Annotated in this window: 11 protein-coding genes; all 11 read left to right on the forward strand. The window is 38.2% G+C overall.

All coding sequences use genetic code 11. The features are described 5' to 3' along the window. Position 1 precedes the first annotated feature (1 nt). The 11 genes from ACTG7X_RS01585 (at position 2) to ACTG7X_RS01635 (ending at position 12027) form a co-directional block, all read left to right on the forward strand. Positions 2 to 1264: an AMP-binding protein gene (locus ACTG7X_RS01585; RefSeq protein WP_439256797.1), complete on the forward strand. Its 1263-nt coding sequence runs from the start codon at positions 2 to 4 to the stop codon at positions 1262 to 1264. 71 nt (positions 1265 to 1335) lie between these two features. Continuing rightward, positions 1336 to 1758 (forward strand): excinuclease ABC subunit A, encoded by a 423-nt coding sequence (locus ACTG7X_RS01590; RefSeq protein WP_439256798.1) that lies wholly within the window; start codon positions 1336 to 1338, stop codon positions 1756 to 1758. A 21-nt stretch (positions 1759 to 1779) separates the two neighbouring features. Beyond that, positions 1780 to 2226 (forward strand): acyl-CoA thioesterase, encoded by a 447-nt coding sequence (locus tag ACTG7X_RS01595; protein ID WP_439256799.1) that lies wholly within the window; start codon positions 1780 to 1782, stop codon positions 2224 to 2226. Between the two features lie 19 nt (positions 2227 to 2245). Further along, positions 2246 to 2833, forward strand: a complete 588-nt coding sequence (locus tag ACTG7X_RS01600) for an outer membrane lipoprotein carrier protein LolA (RefSeq protein WP_439256800.1) — start codon at positions 2246 to 2248, stop codon at positions 2831 to 2833. 17 nt (positions 2834 to 2850) lie between these two features. Then, positions 2851 to 5184, forward strand: a complete 2334-nt coding sequence (locus ACTG7X_RS01605) for an MMPL family transporter (protein ID WP_439256801.1) — start codon at positions 2851 to 2853, stop codon at positions 5182 to 5184. 12 nt (positions 5185 to 5196) lie between these two features. Then, positions 5197 to 6435, forward strand: a complete 1239-nt coding sequence (locus ACTG7X_RS01610) for an NAD(P)/FAD-dependent oxidoreductase (protein WP_439256802.1) — start codon at positions 5197 to 5199, stop codon at positions 6433 to 6435. Between the two features lie 174 nt (positions 6436 to 6609). Further along, complete coding sequence (locus ACTG7X_RS01615; RefSeq protein ID WP_439256803.1) at positions 6610 to 7776, forward strand: LPS O-antigen chain length determinant protein WzzB; 1167 nt, start codon at positions 6610 to 6612, stop codon at positions 7774 to 7776. Between the two features lie 15 nt (positions 7777 to 7791). Continuing rightward, entirely contained in the window at positions 7792 to 9075 is a 1284-nt protein-coding gene (gene tviB / locus ACTG7X_RS01620) for a Vi polysaccharide biosynthesis UDP-N-acetylglucosamine C-6 dehydrogenase TviB (protein WP_439256804.1), read from the forward strand. 30 nt (positions 9076 to 9105) lie between these two features. After that, the gene (locus tag ACTG7X_RS01625) at positions 9106 to 10053 is read left to right on the forward strand and encodes a Gfo/Idh/MocA family protein (RefSeq protein WP_439256805.1); all 948 of its coding nucleotides are present in this window, start codon (positions 9106 to 9108) and stop codon (positions 10051 to 10053) included. Then, on the forward strand, positions 10053 to 10952 hold the full coding sequence (locus tag ACTG7X_RS01630) for a UDP-3-O-(3-hydroxymyristoyl)glucosamine N-acyltransferase (protein ID WP_439256806.1): 900 nt from the start codon (positions 10053 to 10055) through the stop codon (positions 10950 to 10952). Before ACTG7X_RS01625 ends, ACTG7X_RS01630 begins: the two co-directional genes overlap by 1 nt. Continuing rightward, on the forward strand, positions 10945 to 12027 hold the full coding sequence (locus ACTG7X_RS01635) for a DegT/DnrJ/EryC1/StrS family aminotransferase (protein WP_439256807.1): 1083 nt from the start codon (positions 10945 to 10947) through the stop codon (positions 12025 to 12027). Before ACTG7X_RS01630 ends, ACTG7X_RS01635 begins: the two co-directional genes overlap by 8 nt. The last annotated feature ends 6 nt before the right edge of the window (positions 12028 to 12033 follow it).

Here is a 12033-nt window from a genome sequence, read left to right on the forward strand (position 1 = left end):
CATGTTTTTTATTCCTCAATCCATGGCACAACAATGCCAATATATTGAACAACAATTACAAAGCCGACAGCTTCAATCCATTGCATTATGGCTTGAGGATGCCTATCAATTCAGTTGTATGTTATTGGCCTGTTTAAAACAGGATATTAAGGTATTATTGCCACCCAATTTATTGCCAGAAAATCAACAATGGGTAGCAAATAATGCGGATTTATGGGTAACGCAAGACAATGTTCAGTCATTTTTATGTCAGACGATTATCCCCAAGATGGACGAAGCTGTCCCTTATTTAGCGGCAGATAACTGTACACCAATCTTGCTGAAGACATCAGGTAGTACTGGCGCAGCACAAATTATTCCACGCACAGCAAGCCAGTTATATAAGGAAACCCAAGCCTTAGCGCAAATGTTGCCGTTTGAAAAAGGGGCGAATATTACTGTTTTAAGCTCCGTCAGCGTACAGCATTTATATGGGTTAACCTTTCGTGTTTTTGTGCCTTTGACCATGGGCTGGAAAATTGGGGTGACACAACAACGTTATCCAGAAACCCTTGTGTCTGAAACACAAAAATGCGACAAAGTGGTGTGGGTCACCAGTCCGGCATTATTAAACAATATGAATCTGGCGATTCTCCCGCCTATTCAGCATCAATTGGTGGGATTATTCTCTTCAGGCGGGGCCTTGCCTGAAAAGACCGCTGCATGTCTGCAACAGGCATTAGGTTTTCCTGTGACGGAAATTTATGGCAGTAGCGAAACAGGGGGCGTCGCAATTCGAGCTGGCAGCCCCTATTGGCAACCGTTTATTGGGGTGGAAATTGGGCAAAATCAACAAGGCGAGCTTTGGGTACAATCCCCATGGGTGGAGGCACGAGAACAAACCAAAGATGTGGTTGACATTGAACAAGGTCAATTTATGTTGCTTGGGCGTGCAGATCGCATTGTCAAATTAGGGGATAAGCGCATTTCTTTAGTGAAAATTGAGCAAGATTTATTAACCCATACTTGGGTGGAAGATTGTTACCTCGGGTTGCACCCCACATACCAACGCCCCGTGGCGTGGATAGCCTTAACTGCGGTGGGAAAACAGCAACTTTTGCAAGATCGTAAAGCCTTGATTCACACCTTAAAACAGTATTTGAGCCAAACGCAAGAAACCTTAGCGTTGCCACGGTTTTGGCGCTTTAGTGAGCAGTTGCCACGCAATAGTCAATCTAAAATTAGGCGTGCAGATTTTGAGAAAATTTGTATGCAACAAAGTTAACGGAATCATTGCTTATTGGCTTGTATTCCAGTAAAGTAAACCATCACTTATCATCATAACAAGGAGTCTTTATGAAACTTAAATTAATCTCAATTAGCATCGCAGCCTTGGTACTTGCAGCTTGCGCCCCTCGTGATACCACACATCACCTTTCTATTAATGAGGCATTAAATAGCGCACAAGCCAAGACTGTTCTCAATCCAAATGTTAAACTTTATTTTGCTAAATCCGCCTCAGGTAAGGTATTAGCCAAAGATTTAGTTACTAACAAAAAAACTAATGCAGCCAATAAAACGGACGTAGAGGCTTGTCAATGGGCATTCTTATCAGCAGTGAAACAATTCCAAGACAGAGCAGTTTCTATGGGCGCAACTAAAGTGACGAATTTAGTCAGCTACTATAAGAAAAACGTTTATTCCAGTGCGACAGAATTTGAATGCCATGCAGGCAATTTAATTTCAGGTGTGGCACTTAAAGGCGACATTGTTAAGTAATTAAAAACGTAAGCAGGCTAAATGAAACGCAAATCTCATTATTACGCTAAACATAGCTCTGAATACGACATCGCTTTTTTTGATGTGGATTCGATGGATATTATGTGGCATGGTCATTATGTGAAATATTTAGAATTAGCACGTTGTGCCTTTTTAGAAGATATTCACTACCATTATCATATTATGCGAGAGCAAGGCTATGCTTGGCCAGTGGTTCAGCTTAATGTGAAATACATTAAGCCAACCTTATTCCGTCAAAAAATTCGGGTGGAGTTGGGCGTGGTGGAATATGAAACCTGCTTACGCATTGATTATACCTTTTTTGACGCTCAAACAGGGCAAAAACTCACTACTGCCAGTACAACCCAAGTGGCGGTTGAGATTGCAAGCAAAGAAATGCAATTTCAAACGCCATCATCGTGGCGTGCTGCCATTGAGCAATATAGCGGATTTTGTCCCAAGGAATAAGAAATAAAAAGGAATAAAAATGAAAAAGACGCTTTTACTTTTCTTGTTTAGCCTATTTTCACCTTTGGCTTTAGCGTTTTCACAAGCTGACTTAGTGGCGTTATTGCAAAAGCCTGATAATATACAAGGTCAATTTGAGCAACAACGTTTTTTAAATGCGTTACCTAAACCCATTATTGCCACAGGTGAATTTTGCTTGGTTAAAAACCGTGGCTTGTTATGGCAAATGCAACAGCCGTTCAGCAGTCAATTACGTATTACACCACAAGGCATTAGCCAATATTTAAATGGTGAATGGGTTACTCAAAATAAATTAGGGCAATCGGAACAGATCGGTTTATTTCTAGGTTTGCTTTCAGGCAATTTATCTGCGTTGCAATCACAATTTGATATGGCTTTAACGGGGCAAGCCGAGCATTGGACGTTAACACTCAAACCGAGTAGCTTGTTAATGCAGCAGATTTTTACGCAAATCGTGATTACGGGGAATGACAATGTGCAACATATCCGTTTAGATGAAAAACAAGGTGATCGTACGGAAATTCAGTTTAACCAACTATTACAAAATCAACCTTTATCAGGGTTTGCACAACAATCATTGCAGTAAGCCATAGAGAGATAAAAATGCTTAAAAAAAGCACCGCACTTTATGTTCTTTATCAAACCAAATTAATAAAGTGGTTTCGCTGGTTTTTTTTAGCTATTTTAGTCGGTATGGTTTGGTTATTTATGCAACAATGGCAATCTGAAAAATGGTTAGACACAGATTTACATAGCCTATTACCACAAGAAAGCCAATGGCAACCTATTCAGCAATGGGCCGATAGCCAGCAAGAAAGTCAATTCAATCAGCAAATTATTGCGGTAATCGGTCATCATTCCAGAGAAAATGCCTTTAGGTTAGCTGAACAGATTAGCCAAACTTGGCAAACTAGCACTATTTTCCAAAAGGTTATTCATAAAATTCAACCTGATTTAAATCAACTTAAACAGGAAATACAGCAATTAAAATTAGCGGTATTGCCACTGAATATCAGGGATCAGTTACTCAATACGCCCGAACAATATTTTCAGCAATATACGGAACAGATCGTTAATCCTTTTCATCAAACTAACTTACTTCCTTTATCGCAAGATTGGCTAGGATTGGGGCGATTTGTATTAGCTCAGTCACAACAGTTAAGTCAATTACAATGGGATATGCAAACTGGAATGTTATATCGTACTCAAGGAGATTTCACTTGGGTCGTGATTAGAGCTGAATTATCACCACAAAACTTTATTTCGCCAGATCAGAATTTGTTACCCTTGTTGCAACAAAGTCAACAACAGGTTTTGCAACAAAAGGGACAATTTTATATGACAGGAGCTGCCATTTTTTCTGCTCACGCTAAACAGCAAGCTAGCACGGAAAGTACTTTAATGGCAAGTTTAGGCATGGGTTTAACCTTGCTATTGTTATTCAGTGTATTTAGAACGTGGCGAATATTCAGTTTATTTTTGCCGATTATTGTCGGTATGCTCTGTGGTATTGTGGCGACCGTGCAATTTTTCGGGCAAATTCATATTTTAACTTTAGTCATTGGCACAAGTTTAGTTGGGGTGTTGATTGATTTTCCCTTGCATTGGTTTGCTTCATCACTTTTTGTTTCTCCTTGGCAAGCACAAAAACAGATGCAAGGATTAACCTTAACATTCGGGCTAACCTTATTGATTACTTTGCTTGGCTATGGATTGTTGGGATTTACTCATTTACCTATCTTAAAACAAACGTCACTATTTTCTAGCGTAGCATTAATCTGTGCGATGCTTTGTACACAGTGTTATTTACCCTTATTCTTTAAAGATTACCAACCCACTCCGCTTATTTCGTCATTTTCTTTCTCTTTTTCTTCCTACATAGTGCGGTTAAAAAAATACTATTTTTCCATGGAAAAAGGGTTAGCGATAGTATTAATTATTTTGACGTTTATCGGTTTATACCGCAGTCAATGGCGAGATGATATTCGTCAATGGGTGGCATTACCCATGGATTTGATTCAACAAGCACAAAAAATCAGTGAAATTACAGGCATTGAATTGAATAGCCAATACTTTTTATTGCAAGTAGAAAATACCGAGCAATTATTGGCATTAGATAAGCAATTATCAGAACAGTTAGCACAACAAAAAATACAAGGGAATATTGAAAAATTTCAATCTATAAGCCAATGGATAATGCCATTTTCCGAGCAACAAGATTTTATTTCTCGACTCACTGAAAAAATTTCAGCAAAAAATACCGCACTTTTAGATCAATTTGGTGTGCCTTTTGATTTAATTCAGCAAGAAATTCATGCTTTTAAACCGATTTCTCTTGAACAAGCACTTTCTATGCAATTAGGCGAAGGTTGGCGAAGTCTTTATTTGGGGCATTTTACTGAAAAGCATGTCGCTTCAATTATTAAACTTTCAGGATTAAAAAACGCTGATCAAATTGCTCTGTTAGCCGATAACCAACATATTTTTTGGCAAGATAAACGTACTCATTTAAATCAATCTTTTCAACAAACTCGCAATCAAGCCGCATGGCTTAAATTACTTTCATTTGTTTTAGCAAGTTTGCTATTAATACGCTTTTTTGGCGTTAAGCGTAGTGCTAAAATGTTAGTTATTCCGATTACATCGGTGATTTTCACGATTGCTATTTTTGCTTGGCTAAATTTGCCTATTACGCTATTTACAATGTTTGGTTTGTTGTTGGTGTCAACTATTAGTATTGATTACACAGCGTATATGCAAACGGTGCAAGAAAGTATTTTACATAAACGTATTGCGGTGACGTTAGCAGCAACCACAACGCTGATTTCATTTATATTACTTTGTTTAAGCAGTACACCAGCGGTAGCCTCATTTGGGCTGAGTGTCAGTATTGGTTTATTATGCAGTTTATTATTAACGTTTAGATTTTTAAGATAGGGAATAAATATTATGGAAAAATTTGATGTCGTGATTATTGGTGCAGGTCCATCAGGTACAGTATCTGCTGCATTGTTAAGACAACAAGGATTAAGCGTGTTGCTATTGGAAAAACAGCATTTTCCACGTTTTGTGATCGGTGAGAGTTTATTATCCTACGCCATGGATATTCTCGAACAGGCAGGACTGGCGGATGCGGTGCGAGCAGAACCAACGTTTCAATTTAAAAATGGTGCAGCCTTTAGCTGGGGCGAGCGTTATGCTTATTTTGACTTTAACCAAAAATTCACCTCAGGACCTGGCACAACCTTACAAGTAAGACGGGCGATTTTTGATAAAATTTTAGCGGATGAAGTGATGAAAAAAGGTGCTGTAGTGCGTTATGGGCATTCGGTTGAAGCAGTGGATAATCACAATGATAGCGTGATTTTAACGGTGAATACCGATCAATCTGAACATTATCAAGTAGAAGCTCGTTTCGTGTTAGATGCAAGTGGTTATGGGCGTGTGTTACCACGTTTATTTAATTTAGATATTCCCTCTAACTTGCCAATGCGAATTGCACATTTTACCCATATTGAAGACAATATCTCCGAGCCGACTTATGATCGTAATAAAATTTTAATCACCACTCACCCTGAACATCGGGATATCTGGCTTTGGTTAATTCCTTTTGCGGATAATCACTGTTCCATTGGTGTGGTAGGATTGCCCGAAAAATTAACAGGAGAAAGTGAATCGGTATTGAAGAAATTTGCGTTGGATTCGCCGGTGTTAAAACGTTTATTAGCTAATGCTAAATGGGAAACCGATTTTCCTTATCTCAATATCAAAGGTTATTCGGCAAATGTGAAAAGCCTGCACGGTAAAAATTTTGCTTTATTAGGTAATGCAGCAGAATTTCTTGATCCCGTCTTTTCATCAGGAGTAACCATTGCGCTGCATTCTGCACGTTTGGCAGCACCATTAATTGTTCGCCAGTTGCAAGGTGAAACCGTGGATTGGCAGCAGGAATTTTCTGATCCACTGATGGTAGGTGTCAATGCGTTCCGTACTTACGTTAATGGCTGGTATGAGGGTTCTTTCCAAGATGTGGTGTACGCTAAAAATGCCAACCCAGAAATTCGAGCCATGATTTCGTCTATTTTGGCAGGTTATGCTTGGGATATTAGTAACCCTTATGTAGCAAAATCTGATAGTCGGTTGAAAGCATTAGCAGAGATATGTGGCACCGCTAAAATTGATGACTAACGAATATTAATAGGTAATAACACCGTATTGATCAGCTCAACGAGATGAAAAGTGCGGTGTTTTTTATTAGATAAAGTATTTGTAGTGAGAAAATTTTTAATTTGCTATAATAGGTCGGATGAGCTTTAATATACTGTACTGTTTTGCTAAATTATACTGTTTTTAGGAGGGGGAATGAGCAACGAGTTAAGTTTAAATAGAAAAGAGGATGAGATTGACTTGGTTGATCTTTTTAAAACCTTGTGGGATAAGAAAGTTTGGATTGTTTTATCTACTTTTGTTTTTGCGTTAATCGCAGGAATTTATGCGTTTATAGCAAAAGAACAATGGACATCAAAAGCGGTTGTTAATGCTCCGTTGGCTTCTGAACTAGGGAATTTATTGCCCGTGCAGGCGGAATATGTTATAATCAAAGACAAAGACAAAGACAAAGACAAAGACAAAGACAAAGACAAAGACATCATCTCTTCACTTCTGATTAAAGATTTGAACCGTAGTTTCCGATCTTTTCTCCTTTCTAATGATCTCAAACAAAAATTTGCTGAGCAGTCCGAATGGGTTTACGCACAGTTATCTGGGAAAAACGAACAACAATCACGTCAGTTTTTAGCTAAATTTATGACTGAAGATTTACTGGTAAAAAGACCAGAACAGAAACGAAATGAGTCAGCACCTGATGAAAATGAATTAAATTTAAGTTTTTCAACGGAAAATCCCCAAGAAGCACAGCATATATTGCGTCAATATGTGGATTTTGTGAATGAATATACTGTAAAACAGTTTGTAGAAGATTTTCAAATTATTATTGATTTGCAACTAGAAAGTCTCAAAATAAACAAAGAACGCATTATTTCCAACCTTGAAAATAGCAAAGCCATTCAAATTTCCAATTTAGAAAACGCATTAGCGATTGCCAAACAAGCTGACATAAAAAACTATACCGCCACTATTCCTAGTGGTGGTAGTTTGCCTGTTTATTTATCGGGTGAAGGTCAAGTGATTATCTCTGATTCAAAACTATCAGATAGCAATAATCTCTATATGCTCGGCGAAAACTACCTACAAGCTCAACTTGATATCGCCAAACAACGTGCGGTGGTTTACACGCCTGAATATTACGAAATTGAACGCCAAATCAGCTTGTTAGAGCCGTTAAAAGCCAAGTTAGCTGATGTGAAAAATGTGCAAGCCTACCGCTATCAAGCATCACCCGATTATCCAGTTAAAAAAGATGCCCCGAAACGTGCGTTGATTTTATTGATTGGTGCGTTGTTTGGGGGCGTTTTAGGGTGTTTATATGTATTGCTAGCTAATGCAATTAGAAAAACTAAAAGATTTTAGAAATTTGGAGCAAAAATGAAAAACATCGCCATCATCGGCTTAGGCTACGTTGGTTTACCCCTAGCCGTAGAATTTGGGAAAAAACAACCAACAATCGGCTTTGATATTAACCAAAAACGTATTGATGAACTGAAGTCAGGTCAGGATCATACCTTGGAAGTGTCAAGTGAAGAGCTTAAATTAGCGACTCACTTGACCTATACGGCACAACTTGAACAGTTAAAAGAAAGCAATTTCTTTATTGTTACCGTGCCAACGCCGATTGATCAGGCAAATCGCCCTGATTTAACGCCGTTACGCAAAGCAAGCGAAACCATCGCTAAAGTGCTAAAAAAAGGCGACATTGTGGTTTATGAATCAACAGTTTACCCAGGTGCAACGGAAGAAGTTTGTGTGCCGATTTTGGAAAAATTATCAGGTTTGAAATTTAATCAAGATTTCTTTGCTGGTTATAGCCCTGAGCGTATCAATCCAGGGGATAAGGTTAATACATTAACCAAAATCAAAAAAATCACTAGCGGGAGTACGCCTGAAGTAGCAAAAATTGTGAATGATGTTTATGCAAGTATTATTACCGCAGGAACATATCAAGCGACTTCTATCAAAGTTGCCGAAGCAGCAAAAGTGATTGAAAATACCCAGCGTGATTTAAATATTGCTTTGGTCAATGAATTATCGGTGATTTTTGACCGTTTAGGTATTGACACCTTAGAAGTGTTAGACGCGGCTGGTAGTAAATGGAACTTTTTACCGTTTCGTCCCGGGTTAGTAGGTGGACACTGTATCGGTGTTGATCCGTACTATTTAACCCATAAAGCAGAAGAAGTTGGCTATCACCCACAAGTGATTTTAGCAGGTCGCCGTATTAACGATAATATGGCAGCGTATTCTGCTCAAAGTATTATTAAGCGAATGGCTCAAAATGGCATCAATATCGTGAATGCGAAAGTGGGCATTTTAGGTATCACGTTCAAAGAAAATTGCCCTGATATTCGCAATAGTAAAATTATTGATATGATTCACGAGTTCCAAAACTGGGGCGTTGAAGTCGTGGTTGCAGATGCGTGGGCAGATGCCGATGAAGTTAAAGCGGAATATGGTGTTGATTTAGCTCCGATTGATGAACAACATCAAGTAGATACATTGGTTGTTGCTGTTGGGCATAATGAGTATCGTGAATTGTCTGCTGAGCAGTTAAGAGCTTATGTTAAAGGCGAAAAACCTGTGTTGGCTGACGTGAAGAGTTTATTTAATAAAGCAGAATTAGAGCAACAAGGTTTTGTTGTGTTCCGTCTGTAATAAAAGTCATTGAAATATTGGAGAATTAAAATGAAGAATTTTGCGTTAATCGGTGCTGGCGGTTATATTGCACCACGTCATTTAAGAGCGATTAAAGACACAGGCAATGAGCTTGTAGTCGCAATGGATATTAACGATTCTGTGGGGATTATGGATAGCCATTTTCCTGAAGCAGAATTTTTCACCGAATTTGAAGAATTTGAAGCCTTTGTAGAAGATCAAAAATTACAAGGCAAGAAATTGGACTATGTTTCCATTTGCTCGCCAAACTATTTGCATGCACCACATATGAAATTTGCCCTGAAAAATGGCATTGATGTGATTTGTGAAAAGCCATTAGTATTAAGTTCTGAAGACTTAAATATTTTGGCAGAATATGAAAAACAATATGGTGCAAAAGTTAATTCTATTTTGCAACTGCGTTTACACCCATCAATTATTCAATTAAGAGATAAAGTGCAAAATGCCCCTGCTGGCAAAGTGTTTGATGTAGATTTAACTTATTTAACTTCTCGTGGTAAATGGTATTTAAAATCGTGGAAAGGCGTAAATCATAAATCAGGCGGCGTGGCGACAAATATCGGTGTGCATTTTTACGATATGTTGCATTTTATCTTCGGAAAATTAACGCACAATGAAGTACATTATCGTGATGAAAAAACGGCATCAGGTTATTTAGAATATGAACGTGCAAGAGTGCGTTGGTTCTTGTCTATTGATGCGGAAAATTTACCAGATAATGCGATTCAAGGTGAAAAATTAACGTACAGAAGTATCTTAATTGAAAATGAAGAATTAGAGTTTTCAGGCGGTTTCACTGATTTACATACACAAAGCTACCAAAATGTATTAAATGGCAATGGTTACGGCTTAGAAGAAAACCGTGCAGCGATTGAAACCGTTGAATATATTCGTGATGCGGAAATTGTGGAAGCTGGCGATCACGCTCACCCATTACTTGCTAAAGTGAAAAAATAATGAAGATCACGAATCACGTTGTCCAACAGGCGACAGGACAGGCATTTGAGCAGTATATTGAATTTGATGGTTTGGGCTTATTAGTTACCACATCAAATGGTTCGCTTTTATCTTTTATTGAAAGCGTAAAATATATTGCTCAAGTCAATCAAAATGAAAGTATCAAAGGGATTTTCTGTACGCAACAAATTGCCGATAGCGGACAAGTGCGTGCAGATATTCAGCTTTTTGTGGTTGATGAACCAAAATGGTATTTTTTCTCTATCGTAGATTATCTGTCGCAAACGAAACAATATGCTCCAACGGTGATTGCTGAAACAAGCAAAATTGGCGTAGGGGCTTATATTAGCCCTGTGGGTGTCGTGATTGGTGAAAATTGCATTATTGGTGAAAATAGCACCATTCTAGCTGATGTAACTATTGGGGATAATGTTCGCATTCACCCTGGTGCGGTAATCGGTTGCGATGGTTTTGAACATAAAAAAACATCTCGGGGCATTTTATCTGTACGCCACGATGGTAAAGTCTTTATTCAAAATAATGCACAAATTGGTGTGAATGCGAGTATTAGCAAGGGATTTTCATATCGCCCAACGATTATTGGTGAAAGTAGTAAATTAGATGCGTTGGTACATATTGCTCACGGCGTTCAGTGCGGTAAAGGTTGCTTGTTAGTGTCTAGTGCTGTTGTTAGCGGAAACGTAGATATTGGCGATAATGTTTGGATTGGACCATCAGCGGTAATTACTAATCGCATTACTATTGGCGATAATGCTTTTATTACACTTGGCTCTGTGGTAACCCAAAATGTTGCAGCAGGCGAAAAAGTAACAGGTAATTTTGCTATACCACATCAAAAATTCTTACAAAATTTAAAAGGATCATTAAGTGATGATTGATTTCATTGATTTAAAAGCACAACAATTACGCATCAAAGATAAAATTGATCGTGCTATTCAAAAAGTATTACAACACGGTCGGTATATTCTAGGTCCTGAAGTGGCAGAACTTGAAGCAAAATTAGCTGAATACACAGGGGCAAAATATTGCATTACTTGTGCAAATGGCACAGATGCCTTACAAATTGCTCAAATGGCGTTAGGCATTGGCGTAGGTGATGAAGTGATTACCCCCGGATTTACCTATATTGCTACGGCGGAAACAGTGGCTTTATTAGGTGCAACCCCTGTTTATGTTGATGTTGATCCAAAAACTTATAATATTGACATTCAACAATTAGAAAAAGCCATTACCTCAAAAACCAAAGCAATTATTCCTGTGAGTTTATATGGTCAATGTGCAGATTTTGATGCGATTAACGAAATTGCTCAAAAATATAATATTCCAGTGATTGAAGATGCTGCTCAAAGTTTTGGGGCAACCTATAAAGGCAGAAAAAGTTGTAATTTATCAACCATTGCTTGCACGAGCTTTTTTCCTAGTAAACCATTGGGTTGCTATGGTGATGGTGGTGCAATTTTTACGAATGATGAACAACTGGCAACCGTTATTCGTCAAATCGCAAGACACGGACAAGATAGACGTTATCATCATATCCGAGTAGGGGTGAATAGCCGTTTGGATACTTTACAAGCTGCGATTTTATTGCCTAAATTAGAAATTTTAGATGATGAGTTGCAAGCCAAACAAAAAGTGGCAGAAACCTATAATCGTTTATTTGCTGAAGCAGGCATTGATACCACGCCATTTATTGAAGCTCATAATCAAAGTGCTTATGCTCAATATACGATTCGTGTAAAAAATCGTGATCAGGTGATTGCAAAACTGAAAGAACAAGGTATCCCAACTGCGGTGCATTATCCTATTCCGTTAAATAAGCAACCTGCAGTTGCCACAAATGCGGTATTGCCTGTCGGGGATTTAATTGCGGAAGAAGTGATTAGCTTGCCGATGCATGCTTATTTAATATTATCTCAGCTGAATGAGATTGTAAAAGCTGTTTTATCTTGTTAGTGGATA

Source organism: Lonepinella sp. BR2271 (genome assembly GCF_051851515.1).
Lineage (GTDB): Bacteria > Pseudomonadota > Gammaproteobacteria > Enterobacterales > Pasteurellaceae > Lonepinella.

Excerpts from the sequence above, each read along its gene's own strand:
- ACTG7X_RS01585 (WP_439256797.1), top strand. The coding sequence starts at position 2 with ATGTTTTTTATTCCTCAATCCATGGCACAACAATGCCAATATATTGAA.
- ACTG7X_RS01590 (WP_439256798.1), top strand. The coding sequence starts at position 1,336 with ATGAAACTTAAATTAATCTCAATTAGCATCGCAGCCTTGGTACTTGCA.
- ACTG7X_RS01595 (WP_439256799.1), top strand. The coding sequence starts at position 1,780 with ATGAAACGCAAATCTCATTATTACGCTAAACATAGCTCTGAATACGAC.
- ACTG7X_RS01600 (WP_439256800.1), top strand. The coding sequence starts at position 2,246 with ATGAAAAAGACGCTTTTACTTTTCTTGTTTAGCCTATTTTCACCTTTG.
- ACTG7X_RS01605 (WP_439256801.1), top strand. The coding sequence starts at position 2,851 with ATGCTTAAAAAAAGCACCGCACTTTATGTTCTTTATCAAACCAAATTA.
- ACTG7X_RS01610 (WP_439256802.1), top strand. The coding sequence starts at position 5,197 with ATGGAAAAATTTGATGTCGTGATTATTGGTGCAGGTCCATCAGGTACA.
- ACTG7X_RS01615 (WP_439256803.1), top strand. The coding sequence starts at position 6,610 with ATGAGCAACGAGTTAAGTTTAAATAGAAAAGAGGATGAGATTGACTTG.
- tviB (WP_439256804.1), top strand. The coding sequence starts at position 7,792 with ATGAAAAACATCGCCATCATCGGCTTAGGCTACGTTGGTTTACCCCTA.
- ACTG7X_RS01625 (WP_439256805.1), top strand. The coding sequence starts at position 9,106 with ATGAAGAATTTTGCGTTAATCGGTGCTGGCGGTTATATTGCACCACGT.
- ACTG7X_RS01630 (WP_439256806.1), top strand. The coding sequence starts at position 10,053 with ATGAAGATCACGAATCACGTTGTCCAACAGGCGACAGGACAGGCATTT.
- ACTG7X_RS01635 (WP_439256807.1), top strand. The coding sequence starts at position 10,945 with ATGATTGATTTCATTGATTTAAAAGCACAACAATTACGCATCAAAGAT.